The sequence below is a fragment of the Rhodobacter sp. P1_C2 genome (genome assembly GCF_056406375.1).
Genome location: NZ_JBFUAG010000006.1, coordinates 85,007 through 109,527 on the forward strand (window position 1 = coordinate 85,007; position 24,521 = coordinate 109,527).

General features: G+C 66.2%; 21 protein-coding genes. 10 read left to right on the top strand and 11 right to left on the bottom strand.

What is annotated here, in order from left to right:
- Positions 1-246: 246 nt before the first annotated feature.
- Complete coding sequence (locus AC1DZT_RS11280) at positions 247-1,368, top strand: efflux RND transporter periplasmic adaptor subunit (RefSeq protein WP_478006731.1); 1,122 nt, start codon at positions 247-249, stop codon at positions 1,366-1,368.
- A gap of 3 nt (positions 1,369-1,371) precedes the next feature.
- On the top strand, positions 1,372-4,503 hold the full coding sequence (locus AC1DZT_RS11285) for an efflux RND transporter permease subunit (RefSeq protein ID WP_478006732.1): 3,132 nt from the start codon (positions 1,372-1,374) through the stop codon (positions 4,501-4,503).
- 27 nt (positions 4,504-4,530) lie between these two features.
- On the opposite strand, the gene AC1DZT_RS11290 is transcribed toward AC1DZT_RS11285, so the two are convergent.
- The 4 genes from AC1DZT_RS11290 to AC1DZT_RS11305 form a co-directional block, all read right to left on the bottom strand.
- Positions 4,531-4,962, bottom strand: coding sequence for a DUF302 domain-containing protein (locus AC1DZT_RS11290; RefSeq protein ID WP_478006733.1), 432 nt, complete (start codon positions 4,960-4,962; stop codon positions 4,531-4,533).
- A gap of 40 nt (positions 4,963-5,002) precedes the next feature.
- Entirely contained in the window at positions 5,003-5,974 is a 972-nt protein-coding gene (locus tag AC1DZT_RS11295) for an MBL fold metallo-hydrolase (RefSeq protein WP_478006734.1), read from the bottom strand.
- A 44-nt stretch (positions 5,975-6,018) separates the two neighbouring features.
- Positions 6,019-6,996: an alpha/beta fold hydrolase gene (locus tag AC1DZT_RS11300; protein ID WP_478006735.1), complete on the bottom strand. Its 978-nt coding sequence runs from the start codon at positions 6,994-6,996 to the stop codon at positions 6,019-6,021.
- Positions 6,997-7,067: 71 nt separating this feature from the next.
- Positions 7,068-7,889, bottom strand: coding sequence for an alpha/beta fold hydrolase (locus AC1DZT_RS11305; protein WP_478006736.1), 822 nt, complete (start codon positions 7,887-7,889; stop codon positions 7,068-7,070).
- Between the two features lie 273 nt (positions 7,890-8,162).
- Between AC1DZT_RS11305 and AC1DZT_RS11310 the strand changes: the two genes are divergently transcribed.
- Positions 8,163-9,062: a fructose bisphosphate aldolase gene (locus AC1DZT_RS11310; protein WP_478006737.1), complete on the top strand. Its 900-nt coding sequence runs from the start codon at positions 8,163-8,165 to the stop codon at positions 9,060-9,062.
- Positions 9,063-9,106: 44 nt separating this feature from the next.
- On the opposite strand, the gene AC1DZT_RS11315 is transcribed toward AC1DZT_RS11310, so the two are convergent.
- From AC1DZT_RS11315 to AC1DZT_RS11340, 6 genes are all read right to left on the bottom strand, one after another.
- On the bottom strand, positions 9,107-10,225 hold the full coding sequence (locus tag AC1DZT_RS11315) for an alkene reductase (protein WP_478006738.1): 1,119 nt from the start codon (positions 10,223-10,225) through the stop codon (positions 9,107-9,109).
- 147 nt (positions 10,226-10,372) lie between these two features.
- Positions 10,373-11,497, bottom strand: a complete 1,125-nt coding sequence (locus AC1DZT_RS11320) for a Fic family protein (protein WP_478006739.1) — start codon at positions 11,495-11,497, stop codon at positions 10,373-10,375.
- An 81-nt stretch (positions 11,498-11,578) separates the two neighbouring features.
- Positions 11,579-12,472, bottom strand: a complete 894-nt coding sequence (locus tag AC1DZT_RS11325) for an amidohydrolase family protein (protein ID WP_478006740.1) — start codon at positions 12,470-12,472, stop codon at positions 11,579-11,581.
- Between the two features lie 64 nt (positions 12,473-12,536).
- Positions 12,537-13,496 (bottom strand): substrate-binding domain-containing protein, encoded by a 960-nt coding sequence (locus AC1DZT_RS11330; protein ID WP_478006741.1) that lies wholly within the window; start codon positions 13,494-13,496, stop codon positions 12,537-12,539.
- Between the two features lie 27 nt (positions 13,497-13,523).
- Positions 13,524-14,519 (bottom strand): ABC transporter permease, encoded by a 996-nt coding sequence (locus tag AC1DZT_RS11335; RefSeq protein ID WP_478006742.1) that lies wholly within the window; start codon positions 14,517-14,519, stop codon positions 13,524-13,526.
- Complete coding sequence (locus AC1DZT_RS11340; RefSeq protein WP_478006743.1) at positions 14,516-15,991, bottom strand: sugar ABC transporter ATP-binding protein; 1,476 nt, start codon at positions 15,989-15,991, stop codon at positions 14,516-14,518. Before AC1DZT_RS11340 ends, AC1DZT_RS11335 begins: the two co-directional genes overlap by 4 nt.
- 170 nt (positions 15,992-16,161) lie before the next feature.
- Here AC1DZT_RS11340 and AC1DZT_RS11345 point away from each other — a divergent pair, with 170 nt between their 5' ends.
- The 6 genes from AC1DZT_RS11345 (at position 16,162) to AC1DZT_RS11370 (ending at position 22,075) form a co-directional block, all read left to right on the top strand.
- Positions 16,162-17,157: a LysR substrate-binding domain-containing protein gene (locus tag AC1DZT_RS11345; RefSeq protein WP_478006744.1), complete on the top strand. Its 996-nt coding sequence runs from the start codon at positions 16,162-16,164 to the stop codon at positions 17,155-17,157.
- 119 nt (positions 17,158-17,276) lie between these two features.
- Positions 17,277-18,131: a transketolase gene (locus AC1DZT_RS11350; protein ID WP_478006745.1), complete on the top strand. Its 855-nt coding sequence runs from the start codon at positions 17,277-17,279 to the stop codon at positions 18,129-18,131.
- Entirely contained in the window at positions 18,128-19,171 is a 1,044-nt protein-coding gene (locus AC1DZT_RS11355) for a transketolase family protein (protein ID WP_478006746.1), read from the top strand. Before AC1DZT_RS11350 ends, AC1DZT_RS11355 begins: the two co-directional genes overlap by 4 nt.
- 49 nt (positions 19,172-19,220) lie before the next feature.
- The gene (locus tag AC1DZT_RS11360) at positions 19,221-19,973 is read left to right on the top strand and encodes an SDR family NAD(P)-dependent oxidoreductase (protein WP_478006747.1); all 753 of its coding nucleotides are present in this window, start codon (positions 19,221-19,223) and stop codon (positions 19,971-19,973) included.
- A 398-nt stretch (positions 19,974-20,371) separates the two neighbouring features.
- The gene (locus AC1DZT_RS11365; RefSeq protein ID WP_478006748.1) at positions 20,372-21,067 is read left to right on the top strand and encodes an alpha/beta fold hydrolase; all 696 of its coding nucleotides are present in this window, start codon (positions 20,372-20,374) and stop codon (positions 21,065-21,067) included.
- A gap of 96 nt (positions 21,068-21,163) precedes the next feature.
- A complete protein-coding gene (locus AC1DZT_RS11370) occupies positions 21,164-22,075 on the top strand; it encodes a helix-turn-helix domain-containing protein (RefSeq protein WP_478006749.1) in 912 nt (303 codons plus the stop codon).
- 11 nt (positions 22,076-22,086) lie between these two features.
- Here the strand turns inward: AC1DZT_RS11370 and AC1DZT_RS11375 are convergent, their stop codons facing one another.
- Positions 22,087-23,457: a calcium-binding protein gene (locus tag AC1DZT_RS11375; protein WP_478006750.1), complete on the bottom strand. Its 1,371-nt coding sequence runs from the start codon at positions 23,455-23,457 to the stop codon at positions 22,087-22,089.
- Between the two features lie 283 nt (positions 23,458-23,740).
- Between AC1DZT_RS11375 and AC1DZT_RS11380 the strand changes: the two genes are divergently transcribed.
- Complete coding sequence (locus AC1DZT_RS11380; protein ID WP_478006751.1) at positions 23,741-24,520, top strand: LytR/AlgR family response regulator transcription factor; 780 nt, start codon at positions 23,741-23,743, stop codon at positions 24,518-24,520.
- Position 24,521 lies beyond the last annotated feature (1 nt).

The window sequence follows — 24,521 nt, forward strand, 5'->3', positions numbered from 1 at the left end:
GCCCGAACAGATGCGCTTTTTAAGGCCGCGGGCAGGGATACCCCGGCGCGGGTTAAGCGGGAAGGCCCCAATCCTGTCGGCCTGCGTGCCAGCGCCGGGAAATACGGCAAGGCCGGTCCCGAGGCGCAGGAAGTTCAAAAGACGCCCTCCCGAATTGCAATTCCGCCTATGCAAATGGCCAAAACGCCATATGGTTGTGGCAAAGGAAGTGTTGCAGACGGTGGAGCCCCAAAAAAAGGTAGGTCCATGACGCGTAGCCTTTTCGCCCTGATGCTGATGTTGATCTTCGGCGCGCAGATGGTGGTGGCGCAAACGCCGCCCGAAGTCACGGTGATCACCCCGATCAAGAAATCCATCGTCGAGGATGACGAATTCGTCGGGCGTTTCGAGGCGGTCCAATCCGTCGATGTGCGGGCTCGGGTGTCGGGCTATCTGCGCGATGTGGATTTCAAGGACGGCGCCCTCGTCACCAAGGACGCGGTTCTCTTCACCATCGACCAGCGGCTGTTCCAGTCGGCGTTCGAGCAGGCGAAATCGCAAGTCTCGGTGGCGCAGGCCGGCTACGATTTCGCCAAGGAGCAGTTTGACCGCGCAACCGCCCTGACCGCCAATGGCACCGCGACGCAAAGCCTGCTCGACCAGCGCCGGCAAGAGTTTCTGGCCGCGACCGGGGCCCTGGAACAGGCCAACCAGGCGCTGGACACGGCGCAGATCAACCTGGACTTTTCCACCATCCGCGCGCCGATTTCCGGCCGGATCGACCGGACGCTGGTGACCCCGGGCAATCTGGTGCGCGCCGATGACACGGTGCTGACCTCGATCGTCTCGATGGACCCGATCTATTTCTACTTCGACATCGACGAGCGCAATTTCCTCGCCTATGCCAAGGATGCCCGCACCCGCGGCAGCGCCCTGCAGGAGGGCGGTGGCGGTCTGGACGTGACGGTGACGCTGTCCGATCCGGGGCTTGGCCCCTTCACCGGCAAGCTCGACTTTTCCGAGAATCGCATCGACGCCGCCACCGGGTCGATGCGGGTGCGGGCGCTGATTGCCAACCCCGATGGCGTGCTGACGCCGGGTCTGTTCGGGCGGGTCAATGTCCCGGGCTCGCTGCCGCATGACAGCGTCCTGATCCCCGATGCGGCGCTGGTGGCGGACCAGAACCGCCAGCTGGTAATGACGGTCGGCGCCGATGGCACGGTGACCCCCAAGGTGGTGCGCCCCGGTCCGCGCATCGACGGCTACCGCGTGATCCGCGAGGGCTTGGACGGCAGCGAAAGCATCGTGACCGAGGGGCTGATGCGCGCCCGGCCCGGGTCCAAGGTCACCCCGGTCCATGCCGATCTTCCCCCCGTGGCGGAGAACTAGGGCGTGGGCCGCTTTTTCGTCGATCGCCCGATCTTCGCCGCGGTGCTGTCCATCGTGCTGACCCTTCTGGGCGCGCTGGCCTATTTCCGCCTGCCGGTCGAACAATACCCCGAAATCGCCCCGCCCTCGATCGTGGTGCGCGCAAGCTACCCCGGGGCCGATGCCGAAACCGTGGCCGCCACCGTGGCCACCCCGCTGGAGCAGGAGATCAACGGCATCGAGAACATGCTTTACATGTCCTCCTATGCCACTTCGGACGGGTCGATGGCGCTGACCATCACCTTCAAGCTGGGCACCAACATCGACGCGGCCCAGGTCCTGGTGCAGAACCGCGTGGCGGTGGCCGAACCGCGCCTGCCCGACGAGGTGCGCCGCCTGGGCCTGACCACGACGAAAAGCTCGCCCAACCTGATGATGGTCGTGCATATCCTGTCGCCGGATGACACCTTCGACCAGCTTTACGTCTCGAACTATGCGAGGGCGCGGATCCGCGACCGGCTGATCCGGCTGGACGGGGTCGGCGACATCTCGATCTTCGGCGAGCGGGAGTTTGCGGCGCGGGTCTGGCTGGACCCTGACCGGCTGTCCTCCTTCGGGTTGACGGCGGGCGACGTGGTGGCCGCGATCCGCGAACAGAACGTGCAGGTGTCGGGCGGCACGCTGGGTGCCCCGCCCAACGACGGCGCGGCCGATTTCCAGGTGGCGGTGACGACCCAGGGCCGCTTGCAGCAGCCCAAGGAGTTCGGCCAGATCATCGTGCGCGCCACCGACGATGGCCGCGTCGTCCGCGTGTCCGATGTGGCGCGGGTCGAGATCGGGGCGCTGAACTATTCGACCAACTCCTACCTCAACAACAAGCCCGCCGTGGCGCTTGGCATCTTCCAGCGCCCCGGCTCCAACGCGCTTGGCACCTCGGATGCGATCATCGCCACGATGGAGGAGCTGAAGAAGGATTTCCCGACCGGTCTGGAATACCAGATCGTCTATAACCCGACCGAGTTCATCCGCTCCTCGGTCGAGGCGGTCTATCACACGATCTTCGAGGCGGTTCTGCTGGTCGTGGCGGTGGTGCTGATCTTCCTGCAATCCTGGCGCACGGCGCTGATCCCGCTGATCGCCATTCCGGTGTCTCTGGTCGGCACCTTTGCGGTGATGCTGCTTCTGGGCTATTCGCTGAACCTGCTGACGCTGTTCGGCCTGATCCTTGCCATCGGCATCGTGGTCGATGACGCGATCGTCGTGGTCGAGAATGTCGAGCGCAACATCGCCCTTGGCCTGACGCCGACCGAGGCCGCCCGCCGCACGATGGACGAGGTGTCGAGCGCGGTGATCGGCATTGCGCTCGTGCTGATCTCGGTCTTCGTGCCCACCACTTTCGTGCCGGGGATCACCGGCACCTTCTATTCGCAGTTCGCGGTGACCATCTCGGTCGCCACGGCGATTTCGGCCTTCAACTCGCTCAGCCTGTCGCCGGCGCTGGCGGCGCTGCTCTTGCGGCCGCATGACGTGCCGCCGCCGCGCTTTCTGCCGGGGCGGATCCTGGCGGCCGGGGCGGCGGGGTTCAACCGTGGCTTTGAGGCGCTGTCGCATGGCTATGGCGCCGTTGTGCGGGCCTTCGTTTCCTCCTGGGGGCGGCTGGGTGCGATGCTGGCTGTCTTTGCCCTGCTGATCGGCGCCACCGTCTGGATCGTGGGCCGGGTGCCGGCGGGCTTCATCCCGCAGGTGGACGAGGGCTATGCCATCGTCGTCATCCAATTGCCCGACAGCGCCTCGCTGGCGCGGACCGACAAGGTCCTGCGCGCCGCCTCCGACATCGCGAAGGAAGTGCCGGGCGTGTCCAACGCGGTGGCCTTTGCGGGGTTCTCGGGAGCGACCTTCACCAATGCCTCGAACCAGGCGGTGCTCTTCACCCCCTTCACCTCGTTTGACGAGCGCATCAAGACCGGCCGCACCGCCGGCGCGATCATCGGCGAGCTTTCCGGCCGGTTGCAGGCCCTGCGCGAGGCCTTCATCATCGTGATCCCGCCGCCCTCGGTGCCCGGGGTCGGCAATGGCGGCGGCTTCAAGCTGCAATTGCAGGACACCGACAGCAGCGACATGCGGCGCGTGCTGGGCGTGGCCTATGCGATCATGGGCAAGGCGCAGCAGGACCCGAACCTGGCCGGCGTCTTCACCACCTTCTCGGCCGGCGGGCGGCAGGTCTTCCTCGACATCGACCGGGTCCGCGCGCAGATGCTGAACGTGCCGATCGGCAATATCTTCGAGACGCTGTCGATCAACCTCGGCTCTTCCTATGTCAACGATTTCAACGCTTTCGGCCGCCTGTTCCAGGTGCGCGCCCAGGCTGACCAGCGCTTTCGCATCGATCAGGACAGCATCCCCAAGCTGAAGGTCCGCTCGGCCACCGGGGCGCTGGTGCCGCTGGGTTCGGTCGTGACGATCCGCGATGCGACCGGCCCGCAGCTGGTGCAGCGCTACAACATGCTGGTGTCTGTCCCGCTGCAGGGCAGCCCCGCCCCCGGCCATTCCACCGGCGAGGCCCTCGCCGCGATGGAGAAGCTGGTGGCCGAGGTCGCGCCCCGCGGCGTGACCTCGGAATGGACCGAGCTGGCACTGCAACAGAAGAGCCAGGGCAATACCGGCACTTACGTCTTCGGCCTGTCGATCGTCTTTGCCTTCCTCGTCCTTGCGGCCCTTTACGAAAGCTGGTCGCTGCCCATGGCCATCGTGATGATCGTGCCCTTGTCGATCCTGGCCGCGCTGATCGGGGTCAGCCTGCGGGGCATGGACAACAATGTGCTGACCCAGATCGGTCTGATCGTTCTGGTCGGGCTATCGGCCAAGAACGCGATCCTGATCGTCGAGTTTGCCAAGCAGAACGAGGCCGACCACGGCCTCTCCCCCGCCGCCGCCGCGATCGAGGCCAGCCGCCAGAGGTTGCGACCAATCCTGATGACCGCCTTCGCCTTCATCCTCGGCGTGGTGCCGCTGGTGATCTCGCAAGGGCCGGGGGCGGAACTGCGTCAGGCGCTTGGCACGGCGGTGTTTTCCGGGATGATCGGGGTCACCTTCTTTGGCCTGCTGCTGACGCCGGTGTTCTATGTGGCGATCCGGCGCATCGTTGGGCGGCGCTGAGGCGCCTCGTCGCGGTGCGACCGGGGGTCAGCCGGGATCGGGGGCGTGATCCGGGTCTTCCCCTGCCCCCGCGGCGGTCAGCAGGGCTTCAAGCCCGGTCCGCATCGCCTTGACCTTCGGATCTTCGGACAGGGCGGCGGCGTGGCGCCGTGCCAGCCAGGCCGGGTCGTTGGTCACCATCCGGACGCGGCCCGCGTCATCCTCCCAGACCAGAACGCGCAGCGGCAGGTCGATGGCGATGCCGGGACAGGCCTCCATCAGCGGCGTCCCGGCGCGCGGATTGCCAAGGATCAGAACCACGGTGGGCCGCAGGGCAAGACCCACGCTGGCCGCCGCCGCCGCATGGTCGATCCGTGCGAAAAGCGCCAGACCCATCTGGGTACTGGCGCGTTCCAAACGTTCGAGAGTTGCCGCGAACCCGTGCTGACTGGTGAAGGAAAGGAGGCCGTCCGGTTCCATCTGCACGCTCCCTCGCGGCATGTCCAAGGCGCGAAGGATCTCAGACGCCTTCGTAGACCAGCCGCGTGAAATAGCCGGGATCGATGAGGAATCTGCCGTAGGCGGAATCGAATTTCTCCGTGGGCTTGGCCGCCACCGCCTCCTCGGGCGTGCGGCCCTCGGCCTTCAGGGCAGCGACATTGTCGCGAATGGCCACCAGCATGTCCCGGAAGGTCTGCAGCTCGGTCCGGTTGCTGACCGGATTGCCGTGGCCGGGGATGATGATCGTCGACTTGGTGGAGGCGGCCAGGTTGGCATCCGAGGCGGCGATCATGCCGTCGATGCTGCCCCCGGTCGAGTAATCGATGAAAGGATAGATCCCGTTCCAGTAGGTATCGCCGGCATGCAGGATATCGGCCTCGGCAAAGGTCACCGAGATGTCGCTGTCGGTATGCGCCGCACCATAGGATTTCAGGCCGATCGTGGCACCGTTCAGCGCCATGTCCATGCTTTGGGTGAAGACCTTGGAGGGCAAACCCTCGTCCGGCAGGGGCAGGAAGTTGTAATCCCAGTCCGAGACCCGCTCCACCTGCGAGAGGTACTTGCGTGTGTTGTCATGCGCGACGATGGCCGCGCCCTCGGCGTTCAGCCAGGCATTGCCGTCGGAGTGGTCGAAATGCCAATGCGTGTTGATCAGATGGGTCACGGGTTCCGGCCCAAGATCGGCCAGCGCCTTGGTCATCTGCGTGCGCGAGACGGCGATGCCGCCATCCACCAGAACCTTGCCATCGCGGCCGGTCAGCACGGCGATATTGCCGCCCGACCCTTCCAGAATGCTGACATTGCCGCGCAACTTGTACGTCGTGATCGGCGAAGTGGCGGCGCTGTCCTTGATGAGCGAGACGAGGCCCCGCGCCTCGGCAAAGGCCGCGCGCGGGGTGAGGAAAGCGCCGGCCAGCGCCGCGCCCTTCGCGGCCAGGCAGCACAGGCAAAAGCCACGGCGCGACATGATATGCTGGGTCTTCTGGGGCATGATTTCATCCTCGGACTGGGGGAAAGGGATAGGGGGCGCCGCGGTCAGGCAGAGCAGAAGGCCAGCAGATCGGCGTTGAGCCGGTCCTTGTGCGTCGTGGGCAGGCCATGCGGCGCACCGGCATAGACGCTGAGCACCGCCCCGGGGATCAGCCGCAGCGCCAGTTCGGCGGAATTGGCGATGGGCACCAGCTGGTCATCCTCGCCATGGATCAGCAGGGTCGGCACGTCGATCTGCTTGAGGTCCTCGGTCTGGTCGGTTTCCGACTGCGCCTTGACCCCCAGGTAACAGGCCGGAAAGCCCGCCATCATGCATTGCTGGACGAATTGCGCCTGCACACCCTCCGAGACCTTCGCGCCGGGGCGGTTGTAGCCGTAGAAGGGCAGCGACAGATCCTGCCAGAACTGGGTGCGGTCGGCCTGCAGGGTAGCGCGCAGGTCGTCGAAGGCCGCAATCGGCGCGCCCAAGGGATTGGTGGGCGTCTGGGCGCGGATCGGGGGAATGGCGCTGATCAGCACCACCTTTCCCACCCGCCCGGTGCCATGCCGTCCGATATAGCGGGCCACCTCGCCGCCGCCGGTCGAATGGCCGACGTGGACGGCATCCTTCAGATCCAGCGCCGCAGTCAGGGCGGCCAGGTCATCGGCGAAAGTGTCGAGGTCGTTACCCTCCCAGGCCTGGCTTGACCTGCCGTGGCCGCGCCGGTCCGCCGCGATGGCGCGGAACCCGTGCGAGGCGAGGTGGAACATCTGGTCCTCGAAGGCATCCGAGGTCAGGGGCCAGCCATGGCTGAAGACCACCGGCCGCCCCCTGCCCCAGTCCTTGACATAGATCTCTGCGCCATCCGACGTGGTCAGCCTGCTGCCGACCATCTTCTGATGGACAGGCGCCGACTTGGCATGCGCCGGCCGCAGCGCCAGGCCCCCGATCCCCAGAACCGAGGCCGCAACCAGCCCTGCCCCGCCGGTCAGAAGGTTGCGCCGTGCGGTTTCCGTGGCGGTAAGTGTATCCTTGGTGGTCATTGCCGATCTCCCGGATGTGCAAGGGATGCCTTTGCTATGCGCCCCGGTTCGCTCGCGGCGCGCGGGGCAGGTCACGCCTCGATGAAGGCCAGAAGTTCGGCGTTCACCTGGTCCTTGTGGGTGGTGCACATCCCGTGCGGCGCCCCCTTGTAGACCACCAGCTTCGCGTCCTTGATCAGCTTGGACGACAGAAGTGCGGAATCCGCGATCGGCACGATCTGGTCATCGTCGCCATGCAGGACCAGCGCCGGAACGTCGATCTTCTTCAGATCCTCGGTCAGGTCGGTCTCCGAAAAGGCCTTGACGCAGAAGTACGAGGCCGGGAAGCCGGCCATGATGCTTTGCAGCCAGAAGCTCTTGCGCACCCCTTCCGAGACCTTGGCCCCGGGCCGGTTGTAGCCATAGAACGGCAGGCTCAGGTCCATCCAGAATTGCGACCGGTCGGCCAGCACCGCGGCGCGGATCTGGTCGAAAGCCTCGATCGGCGTGCCGCCGGGGTTCTTTTCGGATTTGACCATGACCGGCGGGATCGCCCCGATCAGCGCCACCTTCGCCACGCGCCCGGTGCCGTGCCGGCCGATATAACGGCAGACCTCGCCGCCGCCGGTGGAATGGCCGACATGGATGGCATGCTTGAGGTCAAGCGCCGCGGTCAGCTCGGCAAGGTCATCGGCATAGCCGTCAAGGTCGTTGCGGGTCCAGGGTTGGCTGGACCGCCCATGCCCGCGCCGGTCATGCGCGATGCAGCGGTAGCCCTTGGAGGCCAGAAAGAACATCTGGTCCTCGAAAGCATCGGAAGTCAGGGGCCAGCCATGGCTGAAGACGATCGGCTGACCAGAGCCCCAGTCCTTGTAATAGATTTCGGTGCCATCCTTGGTTTTGAGCATGCTCATCGTGCGATCTCCTGAGGCTGCGTTCCCCAAGGCTAGCCAAACCCCGTCCGGCGGGCCAAAAAGATGGCATGAGCGGGGGTGAGAGTTTGTGAGCCTGCCTAACGACTTATGGCGTCTCACACCGGCATGGGCGCTGCGCTTCGGGTGTTCAAACGCCGCCTGATGCCGCCTCACGAGGCTTCACTTTCGGCAGGGGCTTCCGTCTTGCTAGACTTGCCCGGGAATGCCCCGCGCCGGCAGGCCGGGCTGTCTTTGGCAGGATGGAGGTCTGGCATGGATGACGCGGCAATGATGGCCCAGCTGCGGGCGGGGGCCGGGATGTTCGCGGCGCTGGACCAGAGCGGCGGCTCCACCGCGGCCACGCTGCAGGCCTATGGCCTGTCGCGCGACAGCTGGGCCGACGAGGCCGGAATGTTCGCCCTGATCCACCAGATGCGCCTGCGCATCATCACCGCGCCAGTCTTTTCCGGCAGCAGGGTGCTGGCGGCGATCCTGTTCGAACGGACGATGGAGGGCGCGGTCGCGGGGCAGCCGATCCCGCGTTACTTGCGCCATCGCGGCGTGGCACCGTTTCTGAAGATCGACCAAGGGCTGGAGCCCGAGGCCGGGGGCGTCCAGCTGATGAAACCCATCGCAGGCCTTGCCGACCTGACCACCCGGGCCAGGGCGCTCGGCGTTCTTGGCACCAAGATGCGGTCGGTCATCCGCAGCCCGGACCGCGCCGGGATCGCCGCCATCGTGGCGCAGCAATTCGACGTCGCGGGCCAGATCCTCGCCGCGGGTCTGATCCCGATCATCGAGCCCGAGGTTCTGACGGCCACGCCCGACCGCGCCAAAGCCGAACAGCTTCTGGCGGAGGAGATCACCAGACACCTCGACGCGCTGCAGGGCCCGGTTCAGGTGATGCTGAAGCTGACACTTCCCGAACACCCCGACACCTATGCCCCGCTCGTCGCCCATCACCGCGTGCTGCGCGTTCTGGCGCTGTCCGGGGGGCTGTCGCGCGCCGAGGCCTGCGCGCGTCTGGCCTGCAACCACGGCATGATCGCCAGCTTCTCCCGCGCCCTGCTGGAGGGGCTCCGCCATGATCTGGACGCCGCCGCCTTCGATCTGACGCTGGGCGCGGCCATCGACCAGATCGCCGCGGCCTCCACCCACAAGCGGTTGGCCTAGGCAGAAGGGCGCCGGTGGCACAGGCCACCGGCGCCGCCTGTCCTTCACACGCCGACGTCTTCGGTGGCGTTCGGGTAATCCACATAGCCCGCCGCACCGCCGCCGTAATAGGTGTCGCGATCGCTGGGGCTAAGGTCGAGGTTCCGCGCAAACCGCGCGACCAGATCCGGGTTCGAGATATAGGGCGCGCCGAAGGCCACCGCATCGGCGATCCCGTCGCGCAGCACCTGATTGCCCGTCTCGAAACTGTAACCGCCATTGGCGACCAGCGGCCCGGCAAAGAGCGGCCGGAAATGCCGCGTGACATGCTGGCCAAGAACCTCCAGCGGGGTGCCGGTCAGATCGCTGATCGGGTTCATCAGCTGCAGATAGGCCAGATGGCGCAGCGACAACTGGCCGATCAGATATGTGAAGGTCTCGAGCGTCTCTGCCCCCGCGATGAACTTGCCGACGCCGTTGAGGCCGGGGCTGAGCTTGACCCCGACCCGATCCGGCGCCCAGGCATCGACAAGCGCATCGACCACCTCAAGCGGAAAGCGGGCACGGTTGCAGGCAGAGCCGCCATAATCATCGGTACGGTGATTGAGCGCCTCATAGAGGAAGGTCGGGATCAGATAGGTGCTGATGCCATGCAGCTCGACCCCGTCAAACCCGGCGGACTGCGCCAGCCTAGCGGCCTTGGCATAGTCGTCCACCGTGCGGGCGATATCGCCGGCCGTCATCGCCTGGGGGACCACCGTCTCCTTGAAGCCCGAGGGCGTATAGGCCTGCAACCCTGGGTTCACCGCCGAGGGGGCCATCGGCAAGGCGCCATCCAGAAGCTCGGGATGCGACGACGATCCGATATGGCCAAGCTGGACGAAGATCCGCCCGCCCGCCTTGTGGACGGCATCGGTGACCCGGTGCCAGCCATCGGCCTGCGCCTGGGTGTAAAGCCCGGGCACGTTGATGAAGCCAACCCCGGCGCGGCTTGGCCAGGTCCCCTCGGTCAGGATCAGACCCGCGGAGGCGCGCTGCGCGTAATACTGCGCCTGCAGCGCATTGGGCACGAAGCCGGGATTGTCCGTCCGCGCCCGGGTCATCGACGCCATGAGGATGCGGTTGGGAAGGTCGATGGCGCCCAACCGGATGGGCTCCAGCAAGGGGGTGTGGAAAGGTTTCATGGGTGTTCACCTCGGTTGGCAGCGCCGGCGGGCAAGTTCCGCGGCGTGGCGCAGGATCATGGATCTCTGTGGCCAGTCTGGGTCTGCGGGCTTGGCAAGTCGAATGAGGTGGCGTGAGGCGGAATGTGAATCCGTGGGGTGCCGGGCCTAAGCGCCCTGGGCCGGCGCGGCGCCGAGGTTCAGCCAGTAGCGGGTATGCCGCCTTTCGCCGGTGCGGGTCAGCGCGCCCTTTTCCACCAGGTCGTGCAGGTCCCGCGTCGCGGTGGCGGGTGAGGTTCCGGTGATCGCGATGTATTTCTCGGCGCTGAGGCCACCGGCGAAACCGGCGGGGCCTTCGCGGAACATCCGGGCGACGGCGCTCGCCTGCCTGTCGTTCAGCCCCGCGCGGTGCAGGTCGTAGAACCGCGCCTTGGCGATGAAGAAGGCGACCCGGGTCAGCGTCACCTCCTGCGCCTTCAGCACGGTCTCGCCGAACCAGACGAGCCAGGGCGTGATGTCGAGCGTCTTCTGGTGCCGCTCCAGCTGGTCGTAATAGGCCCGGCGGTCGCGTTCGATCGTGAAGGACAGCGCGATCAGGCTGGGCTGGCCGATGCTTTGCGCCAGGGATTTCTCGGCCAGGGCGCGGCCCAGACGCCCGTTGCCATCCTCGAAAGGGTGGATGCTTTCGAACCAGAGATGGCCGATCCCCGCCCGCGCCAGGGCCGCAAGCGGGGTGGGTCCCCCCGGCGCCGTCCGGTTGAACCAGTCCACCAGACCCTGCATTTCGCCCGGCACGCGGGCCGAAGCCGGCGCTTCGAAATGCACGGTCGGGCGGCCCGGCGCGCCCGAGACGATCTGCATCGCCTCGGCATGGGTGCGGTAGCCGCCCAAAACCTGCAGGCTGCGGTCATGCGCCAGAAGCATCGCGTGCCAGGTGAACAGGGTTTCATGCGCCAGCGGCGCGTTGAAGCCGGAATAGACATCGACCATCATCGCCGACACGCCCTGCTCTCGCGGTTTGACGGGATAGGCATCGGGGACCAGACCCAGATGACGGCGGAGTGAAGACTGGACGCTCATCCGGTCCAGAACCTCGCCCTCGATGGCGCTGGTGCGCAGCGCCTCTTCGCTGAGGAATTCGATCTGCAACTGGGCGCGGTCATCCGGCCCGACATGGCGGAACGCGCCCAGAACCTCGCCCGAGGCCAGAAGGAACCGCCGCTCCAGCGCGTCAAGCGCCGGGGTATCGTAGCGGAAGTCCGGCCAGCCCTCTTGCGCCCAATTCCATGTCATGAGTGATAGGCCCCTTCCCTATCGCTCAATCTACTGCAAATGGATGAGCGATAGAAGCGCTTTCTATCGCTCATCCTTCCGCTACAGCCGGTAGAAGCGGGCGGCGTTGTCGTGGAACAGCGCCATGCGCTCCGAATGGGCATAGCCTGCCGTGATCGCCCTGAACGCGTCGAAGATCGCGCCATAGCTGGAGAAGAGCTTGTCCACCGGGAAGTTCGAGGCGAACATGCAGCGGTCGGTGCCAAAGGCCTCGATCGCGGCTTCGACATAGGGGCGGATCGTCTCGGTCGTCCAGGTCCAGTCGCCCATCCCGAGGCCGGAGATCTTGCAGGCGACGTTCGGCGCCTCGGCCAGGCGGCGCATCGCAGTGCGCCAGCCGGCGAAGAGATGCGGCCCGTCGACCTGCATCCCGGTGTGGTTCAGGATGATCTGGGTATCGGGGAAATCGCGGGCGAGGTCGATGAATTCGTCGACCTGCCAGAAGTAAAGCTGAAGGTCATAGGACAGGCCGCGCCGGGCCAGTTCCTTGAAACCGCGGCGCCATTCGGGGCTGCGGCTGACGAAGGGTTCGGCCAGATAGGTCTTGGCCGGATCGGGGTGAAAGTTCATCGACTGGCGGATGCCGCGAAAATTCGCGTATTGCAGGTGCTGGTCCAGGAGGTCCGCCACATCGGCCTTGCGGAAATCGGCGTAGCCGACGATGCCATGCGGAAAGCCGTGCTTGTCGGCCACGCCCTGCAGCCAGCGGGTTTCCCCGGCGGGGTCCTTCGGGTCGTAGCCCACATCCAGATGCACCGCCTTGACCAGGTTCTGGCCGCGCGCATCGGCCAGAAAGTCGTCGATCAGATAGGTCTTGTTGATCGCCGTGTAATCGCCGAAGGCCGAGGGCTTCACCCCGTCCGAGAGCCAGGGGTAATAGTTCGTCTCCAGATCCCAGAGGTGGAAATGCGGGTCGATGAGCGGGATCTCGGTCATGGCTTGCTCCTGCGATCGGTTACGGCGTGGCGCCCGATCCCGGACCGGGCGCCACGGGGTGGGTTCAGTTCGCCGGCGGGAAGACGCGGGCGATGACCGCCTTGGCCTCGGGCGTGTCAATCTTGTCGGCGGTGACGAGGGGCATGACCAGCGCCATGTCCTGGGTCACCTTGCCGCCGGTCAAAGCGTTATAGACCTGCTGCGTGCCGTCAATGCCCTGGCCCACGGCCTCCTGGAAGAAGATGCCGTTGATCGCGCCGGACTTGAGCAGGCCGATCGTGGTGGGGCTGCCGTCGGCGACGGTGATGCCGACCTTGCCGGTCAGGCCCATGGTCTCGATCACCTTGGCGGCGCCGGTGCCGGCCTCGTCATACATGCCATAGATCGCCTTCACATCGGGATGGGCGGTCATCAGGTCATTGGCTTGGGTCACCGCCTCGTTGATCGTCAGGCCGCGGGTTTCCAGCACCTGCACCAGATCGCAGCCATCGGCGGCAAAGGCCTCCTTGGCGCCCTTGAGGTACTTCTGCGCATTCTCGCGGTCCTGCGGCAAGGACAGCATGCCGACCTGAGTGCCGCCGCGCTGCTTGGCCAGCTCGCAGGTGAATTTGCCTTGCGCCTTGCCGGTCTCGTAATTGTTGGCGGTGACGGAAGAGGTGTAATTGGTCAGGCCGGGCTGCGGGCCGATGCCGGCAAAGGCCACGGGGATGTTCTCCGAAGCCAGATAGTCCAGAAGCGGCGGGGTCGAGGTCGAGGACACCGGCCCGATCACGATGGCATTGACGCCCTTGGTCACGGCGGTGCGGGCATTGTCCATCTGCTTGGCGGGCGAGTTTTCCGAGGTGTATTCGACATAGTCCATGCCCAGCTCGGTCGCCTTTTCCTTCACGCCATAGCCGACCCATTGCCAGTAGGAAATGTCCAGCGAGGGGGCCAGATAGGCCACGGTATACTTGCCCTCGGCCATGGCGGCCCCGGTGAATGCGGCCAGGATGGTGGTGGCGGCCAGGATCTTCTTCATCATTGTGGTTTCCTCCCTTTTTGATGATCTTCAGCTGCGCCCGGCATTGCCGAAGCGGTCGATGAGAACGGCGATCAGGATCGCCATGCCGGTGACGGAGCCCTGCCAGAAGCTGTTGACCCCGATCAGGTTCACCCCGTTCTGGATGCAGGTGATCATCAGCGCGCCAAGCACGGCGCCGATGGCGCTTCCGGTGCCGCCGGCGAGACTGGCCCCGCCGATGACCACGGCGGCGATGGCCTGCAGCATCAGGCTCGACCCGGCCATGGATTCGGCATTCAGGATGTAGCTGACGGTCAGCAGCCCCGCGAAAGAGGCCAGCAGGCCAGAGACGACATAGGCGGCAAAGCGGGTGCGCTGCACCGGCACGCCCAGAAGCCGGGCGGCGGCGGCAGAGGTGCCCACGGCATAGAACCAGCGGCCCAGCACCACCTTGCGCAGGGTGAATTCGATCACCACCATCAGGATGATGCAGAAGAGGATGTGGTTCTTGACCCCCGGCACGAGGTGGCCCGCGTTCAACAGCCAGAAGTCCGGCGCGCCGATCGGCATGGACCGCCCGTTGGTCACGATGAAGGCCAGGCTGCCCGCGATCGCATAGGTGATCAGCGTCACGACGAAGGGCGCCAGCCCGACCCGGGTGACCAGGGCGCCATTGATCGCGCCGAAGACCAGCCCCACCCCCAGACCCGCGGCCGAGGCGACCAGCCCCCCGGCGCCCTGATCCATCGCCAGCGCCGTGATCATCCCGGTCAGCGAGAAGACCGAGCCGACCGAAAGGTCGATCCCGCCGGTGATGACGACCAGCAGCACGCCCAGCGACATGATGACCAGAGGGGCCGCCGCCTGCAGGATGTTGCGGAAGTTTCCCGCGCTCAGCGCCTGCGGCACGAAGGCGCCCACGGCCAGCATCAGCACGACGATGGCGGCGAAGATCGCGATCTCGGTCCTGTAATCGCGCCAGAGCGCGGGCTTGCGGTGGATCGTGGCCGCCACGGCGGCGGTCTTGTTCGGCAAGGCGTTCATGCGGCCATCCCCGTCAGTTCGGCAATTGTGTCTTCGGTGAAACTGGTCTGCGGCAGCTCGCCCGCGGGCATGCCTTCGGTGTCGAAGGCGTGGATGCGGTCGCAGAGCTCCAGGAGTTCGGCGTTTTCGGTGGACCACCACAGGATGATCGAGCCGGCCTCCGCCATGCCGCGGATCAGGGCGTAGATCTCGCGCTTGGTGCCGATGTCCACACCGCGCGTCGGCTCTTCGAAGACCACCACCCGCAAGGGCAGGCCCAGCCAGCGCGCCACCAGAAGCTTCTGCTGGTTGCCCCCCGAAAGCGCGCGCGGCAGATCGCCGGTCGAGGCGGCCTTGAGCTTCAGCGCCGCGACGAGGGCGCTGCATTCGGCCTCTTCGCTGGCGCGGATCAGCCGGCGGCCCTCGCGGATGCGGCGGGCGGCCATGACATTGTCGAAGATCGGCAGGTCGGCGAGGATACCCTTGCCCCGCCGGTCACCCGAGACGAAGCCGAAGCCGTGGCGGATCGCCTCGGCGGGGGTGCGAAAGCTGGTGGGCAGGCCCTCGCCCTCGATCCGCCAGAGCGGTTTGGCGGCATTGCCCACCGCCGCGTCGATCAGGGCGCCGGGCCCGGTCGGTGCCCCGGCAAGGCCGATCACCGTGCCCCTGGCGCACAGAATCCGGTGCCCGCCCGGCCCGTGCAGCACCAGATCGGCGGCGGCCGAAAGCTTGCGGTCGCGGTGGGCGGCCTCTCCGGCCGGCTGGCCCATCTCGGCCACGATCTCACTGTCGGTCAGCGCGGTCAGCGCCCGCCCCTCGACCACGCTGCGCCCGTCGCGGATGATGGTGCAGCGGTCGCAGAGCTGGCGGATCTCCTTCATCCGGTGCGAGACGAAGACCACCGCGATGCCCTGCTGGCTGACCAGCCGCCGCAGCACGGCAAAGAGCGTCGCGGTTTCCTGCGAGGTGAGGTTGGCGGTCGGTTCATCCAGCAGCAGGATCTCGGCCCCGGTGGACAGGGCCCGGGCAATCTCGACGATCTGCGCCTCGTGCAGAGAAAGCGCGGCTGCGGGCAGATGCAGCACGCGGCGGGCCATGTCCGGGTCGATCAGCTGCAGCGCATCGAAGGCGATGCTGGCTTGCAGGGCGGGCCGGTGCAGACCGAAGCCGCGCCTTTCATGCACCAGCCCGATGTTTTCGGCCACGGTCAGCTGCGGCAGCAGGGCCAGTTCCTGATGCACGACGGCGATGACCGGCGCCTGCCCGCTTTGGCGCTGCGAGGCCGTGGTCAGTTCGCCGCCATCGCGCGGAATGGTTCCGGTGATGATCCGGATCAGCGTGCTTTTCCCGGCGCCATTGCCGCCCAGAAGCGCATGGATCTCGCCCGATTGCAGCGTGAAATCAACGCCGTGCAGCACCTTTGTCACGCCGTAGCTTTTCTCGATGGCCCGCGCCGTCAGCAGCGCATGGCCAGGACGATCAGTGACCGGCATGGCACAGCCTCCCCCAGGGGCCGAAGACGGCCCAGCCCAACCCCGCAGGGTTGCATCCTTGCAATGTCATCGGGTTTCTCCTCCGCCCGGACCCATCTTCCGCAGGAGGGCAATCTATCGCAAGTCTGGATTCTTATTGATCTGTGAAGCCAGACTTCATAACCTTGGGCATGGCCCGCGATCTCAACCTCAACAGCATGGCGCATTTCGAAGCCGTGGCCCGGCTCGGCGGCATCGCCCGTGCCTCCGAGGAATTGCAGGTCTCGGCCTCGGCGGTCAGTCAGCAGATCCGGCTTCTGGAACATCAGCTGGGCGTCAAGCTCTTTCACCGGGAAAAGCGCCACCTGCGCCTGACCATCGACGGCGAGCGTCTGTTCCAGACCGCCACCCAGGCCTTCCAATCCATCCGCGAGGTGCGCGCCGCCATCGTCCGGCAGCGCGAAAGCCACAACCTGTCGATCCGGGTCAGCCCTTCCTTCGGGGTCAGGTGGCTGGCGCCGAGGCTGATCGAATTCACCCGCAGCCATCCGAACTGGGATTTGCGCGTCGATGCGACCCCCAGCTTTTCCGAGTTCGAGACCGAGGTGATCGACCTCGACCTGCGCTATGGCGAGGGGGGCTGGGCGGGGCTCCATGCGGCCTGCATCGTCAACGACCTCGTCCTGCCGATGTGCGCCCCCGCCTATCTGGAGGAATTGCAGGCCCTCTCCGCCGACCCGCGCGAACAGCTGGCCAAGGCGCGGCTGATCGATTCGGTCAAAGGTTACTTCCGCTGGGACACCTGGCTGCCGCGCAATGGCATTGCCGGTGCGACCCTGGCCTATCCCTACCGCTTCGACCGCTCCTCCATGTCGGTGCAACTGGCCAAGGATGGCGGCGGGGTGATCCTGGAAAGCACCACCCTCGCCTTCGAAGAGCTGCGCACCGGCCAGTTGGTGCCCCTGTCCGATGTCTTCGAGGTGATCGAATTTCCCGCCTATTGGCTGGTTTGCCCGGCCCGCCACACCGGGCGCCGTTCGGTCCGGCTCTTTGCCAACTGGATCGAGACCACCGGCCAGCGCGACATGGCCATCGCAAGGTCCTGGCTGGAAAGCCGCGGCCACCGCATCCGGTTCGAACGGCGCGCCGGCTTCGTCGATGCCGAGGGCGGGCAGGACGGCGCCTGAGCGCCCTTTCGGGTTGTGAAGCAGGGCTTAACAGTTACTAAATGATCGGTAACGGACAGGCTGCCGCCCGCTTGCTATCTCTTCCCTCGAGGGTCTGACCGACCGGTGAGGAGCACAAGATGGCAGAGCAAAGCCGCCAACACGCGGCATCGAACGTGTCGCTGGCACAGCGCGCGTGGAACATCCGGCGCAAGGCGCTTTTGATGGGCGAGGTGCAGGGTCAGGGCTATATCGGGCAGGCGCTTGGCGTGGCCGATGTGCTGGCCGCCTCGTATTTCCACGCCCTGTCCTACCGTCCCGAAGACCCGGAATGGGAGGGGCGCGACCGCTTCTACCTGTCGATCGGCCACTATGCCATCGCGCTTTATGCCGTGCTGATGGAGGCCGGCATCCTGCCCGAGAACGAGCTGGAGACCTATGGCATGGACGACAGCCGGATGCCGATGTCGGGCATGGCCTCCTATACCCCGGGGATGGAGATCACCGGCGGCTCCTTGGGTCAGGGTCTGGGCATCGCCGTGGGCGCGGCCCTTGGGCTGAAGCGCAAGAAGAACCCGGCCTTCGTCTATAACCTGATGTCGGACGGCGAACTGGGCGAAGGTTCGACCTGGGAGGCGGTGATGTCGGGCGTTCAGCACAGGCTGAACAACCTGATCTGCCTCGTCGATTTCAACAACCAGCAGGCCGATGGCCCGACCCGCAATGCCTTGGCCCAGGGTCAGGAAGAGGCGAAATGGGCGGCCTTCGGCTGGCATGCCCAGCGGGTCGACGGCAACGACCTTGCCGCCGTGGTGGCGGCCTTCGATGCCGCCCGCACCACCGACCATCCCGGCCCCCGCGTCATCATCTTCGACACGCGGATGTGCAAGGGCGTCGATTTCCTCGAAAGCCGCGAGATCACCCATTTCGTACGGGTCGAGGCCGATGAATGGGCCAAGGCGCTGGCCAGGCTGGAAGAAGGAAAGCCGCAATGACCCTCGCCTCGATGACGCGCAAATATGAACCGCGCCAAGTGCAGCTTGGCCCCGACGGGCAAAGGGTCGCCACGACCGCGATGATCGCCTCGCTCGCCGCCGAGGGTTATGACACCGTCACGGCGCCCTTTGGCCATGCGCTGGTCGCGGCGGCGCAGACGGATGACCGGATCGTCGGCCTGACCGCGGATCTGTCGAAATACACCGACCTGCACATCTTCGCCCAGGCAATGCCTGACCGGTTCTACCAGATGGGCATGGCCGAACAGGTCCTGATCTCGGCCGCGGCGGGTCTGGCGCGCGAGGGGTTCAACCCCTTTGCCACCACCTATGCCGTCTTCGCCTCGCGCCGGGCCTATGACTTCATCGCCATGGCGATCGCGGAGGAGAACCTGCCGGTCAAGATCATCTGCGCCCTGCCCGGCCTGACCACCGGCTATGGCCCGAGCCATCAGGCGACCGAGGATCTGGCGATCTTCCGCGGCCTGCCCAACATGACGATCATCGACCCCTGCGATGCCTGCGACATCCTCGGCATGGTGCCGCAGATCGCCGCGCATCAGGGGCCGGTCTATTCCCGCCTGCCGCGCGGCAAGGTGCCCAGCGTGCTGACCCGCCACAAGCCGGATTACCAGTTCCAGCTTGGCAAGGCGCAGATCATCCTTGAGGGCAAGGATGCGCTGATCATCGCGACCGGCTTCATGACGATGCGGGCCCTGGATGCGGCGGTGAAGCTCGAGGCCGATGGCGTCTCGGCCGCGGTGCTGCATGTGCCGACGATCAAGCCGCTCGACACCGAAACCATCCTGGCCGAGGCCCGCAAGGGCGGCCGCCTGGTCGTGACGGCCGAAAACCACACCGTGGTGGGCGGGCTTGGCGAAGCGGTGGCGCGCACGCTTCTGACCGAGGATGTGACGCCGAAGTTCCGCATGATCGGCCTGCCGGACGCCTTTCTCGAGGCTGGCGCCCTGCCGACCCTGCACGAGATGTACGGCCTGACCGTCAATCAGGTCGCAGCCCGGATCAAGGCCTGGCTTTAAGGCCAAGCCCCTGATCCGTCAGGAAAACCAATGAGGGAGGACTGAAGCCATGCAGCTTCTGAAGGACAAGTATGTCATCGTGACGGGCGCCGCTTCGGCGCGCGGGCTGGGCAAGGCCACGGCACGGATGTTTGCCGGCCACGGCGCCACGGTCGCCATCCTGGACCTCGACGCCGGCGCGGCAGAGGCGGCGGCGGCGGATCTGGGCCCGGGCCACCGCGGCCTCGCCTGCAACGTGGTCGACAAGGCCGCCTGCGAAGCCGCCGTGCAGAGCCTGCTGCAGGCCTGGGGCCGGATCGACGTTCTGGTCAACAATGCCGGCATCACCCAGCCCCTGAAGATCATGGAGATCAGGCCGGAGAATTACGAGGCGGTGACCGATGTCAGCCTGCGCGGCACGCTTTACATGAGCCAGGCGGTGATCCCGGCGATGCGGGCGCAGAAATCCGGCTCGATCGTCAACCTGTCCTCGGTCTCGGCGCAGCGCGGCGGCGGCATCTTCGGCGGCCCGCATTATTCGGCGGCCAAGGCCGGGGTGCTGGGCCTGACCAAGGCCATGGCGCGCGAACTGGCGCCCGACAATGTCCGCGTCAACGCGATCTGCCCGGGCTTCATCGCCACCGACATCACGGCGGGCAAACTGACGGCGGAACAGCAGAAGATGGTGCTGGACGGCATCCCGATGGGACGCGCCGGCGAGGCGAGCGATGTCGCAGGCTGCGCGCTGTTCCTCGCCTCCGACCTGTCGGCCTATTGCACCGGCACCGAAGTTGATGTGAACGGCGGCTCCTTGATCCACTGAGCCAATGCGCGGCGTCCGGAGGAATGGCGCCACACCAGCCAGCGCGCTGGCCCGATCTTCCCCGGGATCGGACTCTTGCGGGTCCGCCCTTCCTCCTCAAGAACCGGCCGACCGCGCGGCAACCGGGGGGCGACGGGCAGGAAAACCCGCTGGCCAGTATCTGCGTGTTAAGGTCCTTCAAATCACCAGATGCATTTTGCGGGTGGGTCAAAAGGCCCGCCCGGACCATCCGTTTTGCCACCTGCGGAGATCCCCTTGCGCCGGGCGCGTCGGCTGCCGCATCGGGCAATGACCTTGCGCGCACTGCAAGAACGTTCAATCGACACGGGCCGGACAAAGGTATCCGTGACCCCGGCGCCGTCAGGAGCGGCGCGGGGCAAAGCACGATTGGAGATGTCATGCCGAACGCAACCACGATTGTTCTGGTCCACGGCGGGTTTGTCGATGGGTCCGGCTGGGAAGGGGTCTACGAGATCCTGACGAAAGCGGGCCACGCGGTGATCATCGTGCAAAATCCGACCCTCTCGCTGGACGGTGATGTTGCCGTCACGCGGCGCGCCATTGCGGCGGCTTCGGGCCCCGTCATCCTCGTCGGGCATTCCTACGGCGGCGCGGTGGTGTCCGAGGCCGGGACGGATCCGAAGGTCAGCGCGGTCGTCTATATCGCGGCCTTCGCACCGGATGCCGGCGAATCCGTCGCGAGCCTGATCGCCGATCCGCCTCCCGGCGCGCCGGTGCCGCCGATTCTACCGCCGGTCGATGGGTTTCTGCTGCTGGATCGGACGAAATTCGCAGCCTCCTTTGCCGCCGATGTGCGGCCGGAACTGGCCTCATTTCTGGCCGACTCCCAGGTGCCCTGGGGGCTGGAGGCGTTGAACGGCCAGATCCGCGCACCGGCCTGGCGCTCGCGCCCCAGTTGGTATCTTGTCGCGACCGAAGACAGGATGATTCCACCGGCGGCGCAGCGGATGATGGCGGCCCAGGCCGGGGCCAGCGTGGTCGAGGTGCCCGGCAGCCATGCGGTCTATATCTCCAATCCCGGCGCTGTCGCAAATCTCATCATGCAGGCCGCGGCGCGCCTTCAGGACGCATAGACCAGTCTTGACCCTTTGGCAGATCGCGCGGGCCCGGTTTCGGACGCGCGCGATCCTGCGTAACCTGAAACCCGCCCTTCGGGAGACAGCACCGCAATGACCCTGAATGTGAAACTGGTTGAAGTCGCGACGATTCCCATCGGCTTGCCGCGCAAGACCGACTTGAAACTATCGGTCCGCGGTCTTTCGCGGTCCCGTCTGATGGCGGCGGACGTCAACTATAGCGCCAACCCGTCAGAAGCCAACCCCGACTTTCCCGCCTGGGAGGGCGCCTACAGCATCGGGGTGCATTTCAATGACGATCTGACCGAGGTCTTCCTCGGCGACCGCTGCCATTCCTATCCGGTGCGGCGGGGGCAGACGCATTTTCTTTATGTCTCGGATCTGGCGCATATCGACTTCAAGACCCCGCGCCATACCCAGGAAGTGATCCTGCAACGCAGCTTCCTGCGCGAGATTGCCGATGATCTGGAGGTGCCGCAGGTCACATGCCTTGGGCGTGGGCGATATCACATCACCGACGACCCGGTCCTGCGCCGGCTTGCCCTGCAGATCCATCCCTATTTCGACGCGCCAGAGACGATCGACCCGCTTCTGGCCGACCACTACATGTGGAGTTTGGGGATCTACCTTGCCGCACAATATGGCGGGCTGGCGATCCGCCGGCCGGTCAAGGGCGGGCTGACCACCTGGCAAGAGCGGATCGCCAAGGAGGTGATCGAGATCAGCCTCGTGGGCGGCATCGCGCTTTCCGACCTGGCGGGCCTCTGCGGCCTGCGGACAAGCCAGTTCAGCCATGGTTTTGCCAGGTCCACCGGAATGGCGCCCTACCAATGGCTGAAGCGCCGCCGCATAGCCCGCGCCAAGGAGATGCTGTCCCATCCCCGGGCGTCGATTGCCGAAGTGGCCCTGAGCTGTGGCTTTTCCGATCAGGCGCATCTGACCCGCACCTTCGCCAGGCTGGTCGGGGCGACACCGGGGCTCTGGCAAAGGCAAAGGGAAAGCTGACCAAACGCGCCTCAGGTGATCAGGAAATCCGCGGCGGTCAGGACCGGGGCGTGTTCCAGCCGGGCAAGAAGGGTCAGGCCGCCCGCCGCACTGCCATTGGCGTCGAACCACAGCGTGTGGTTGCTGGTGTTGTAGATGACGTGATCGTTGCTGTCTTGCGCCTGGGTGTCGGCGCGGATCAGGAACTGGTCCGCCGCAAGCACCCCGGTGGGAATCTCCGCGCCAAAGCCCGCCGCGCGGATCTGGATGCGGTCGTCATTGCCGGGGCGGTTCGAGAAGTCGGTGATCGTGTCGCCGGCCTCGGCGGCGCTGGTGAAGACGAAGGTGTCGGGACCAGAGCCGCCGGTCAGCCGGTCTCGGCCCGCACCGCCATTCAGACTGTCGGCGCCGGCATTGCCGTAGATCCGGTCCGCGCCGCTGCCGCCAAAGCATCGGTCGGCGCCATAGCCGCCCACGAACAGGTCATTGTCCTCGCCGCCATAAAGGCTGTCGGCCCCTGCCCCGCCGCGCAGCGTGTCGAGGCCCGTGCCGCCGGTCAAAAGGTCCGCCCCGTCGCCGCCATAGATCAGGTCATGGCCACCCCCGCCCTGCACCGTGTCATTGCCCTGCAAGGCCACGATCGTGTCATCGCCGCCAAGCGCCGCGATGAGGTTGTCCAGCGCCGTGCCCTGCAGGAAATCCGCCCCCGCCGTCCGCTGCAGCGAGACGGTCCCCGAGGCGCCATTCACATCCCACCCGGCGCCGAAGTCCTGCAGCGGCGTATAGCCGCTTGCCGTGATGCGATAGGCGACATGGCCGACAAAGCCGATCAGGCTCTCTCCATCATGGGTCAGCCCCTGGGTATCGGCGGCCAGCGGATTTTCCCAGCGGTCAATGATCGCGCCGGTGGTCCGGTCGTAAAGGATGATCTCGTCAGGATGCGAGGTGCCAAGCGCGTGTTTGGCGGCAAAATACAGCGTGTTGCCGACCAGAACCAGATCCCCGGCCGAAGTCGGCCCGCCGAAGAGCGAGCCCGCCTTCGGGTCGGTGCGGAAATGCTGCAGCACGGCAAAGGTCTCGGGGTCGAAGACCTCGATGAAGTCGCGGCTGTCATAGCCAAGGATGAAGCGGCCCTGCGGGTCGATCTCCAGCGCGCTGATCACCTTGAAGGTGTTGAAGAGCGCCGTCGCCAGATGGGTTTCCAGATCCAGCCGGAAGATCTGGCTGCCGCCCACGACATAGACCTGCCCGTCCGGCGCGACCGCCACATCCAGAAAGCGCAGCACGGTGTCCGAGCCTTCCAGATGGAAGGTGCCAAGGTTGGTGCTGGCCTGGGTGGCGCTGTCCCAAAGCCACAGCGTGCCGTCGTCGTTGATGATGTAGGTTTGTGGCGCTACAGCCATGATAATCTCCTGTGTCGATCAAAAATCAGCCGTGAAATGTCCTTCCCGCGCGCCCTGCCTCGGCAGGTGGCGGTCTGATCATTTTGGCAAGGTTAGGCGGCGGTCGCAATCCGTCCCATCCCCTGCCCTGCCGGTGGCGCCCTGCCCCCGCCCGGCGCCGGGAATTTTCGACGAACCGCTTGCCCGGGGCGACGAAGGGCACGTGGGCTTGATCGCCAGGGGGCCGCGATGTTCAATCAGGCGCAGGGCGGCGCGGGCCGCCGGACCAGGGGTGGAGCGGCGCATGGGCGGATTGTCGGTTCTGGTGGTCGATGACGAGCCCCTCGCCCGGCGCCGGCTGACCCGCCTGATCGGCAAGATCGCCTGGGTCGGCCGGGTGGACGAGGCGGGCGATGTGGCCCAGGCCTGCCATCAGGCCAGGACACATCCGCCCGACATCCTGCTTCTGGATATCCAGATGCCGGGCGGCAGCGGGTTCGAAGTGCTGGACCTCCTCGCCCCCGCGCCGCCTTCGGTGGTCTTCGTCACCGCCTTCGATCACCACGCGCTGCGCGCCTTTGACGCCAATGCCGTCGATTATGTGACCAAACCGGTCGAGCCGGGGCGTTTTCACCTCGCCATGGAGCGCGCCCGCGCGGCCGCGGCCCACCGCCTGCACAGCGACCGCATCGCCGAGCTGCAAGAGACGGTGACCGCCCTCAAGCGCGCCCTGAACCGCCGCGCGGCGCAGGGCGGCGCCTTCTGGGTGAAATCGCAGGGCGCCTTTCTGCGGGTCGCACCGGAACAGATCCTGCGCATCCAGGCCGAACGCGACTATGTCCGCCTGCATCTTGCCGGCGCGGATTACCTGTTTCAGGAAAGCCTCGCCTCGCTGGAACGCCGCCTCGACCCGGGGGAGTTCATGCGGATCCACCGCAGCACGATCGTCCGGCGCAGCGCCGTGGCGCGGATCAGGCCGGCCCGCTTTGCCGCCCTGATCGTGGTCCTGACCGATGGCAGCGAGCAGCGGGTCGGGCGCACCTATGCCGCGGCGCTGCGCGCGAGCCTCGGGCCAAGGGGCTGAG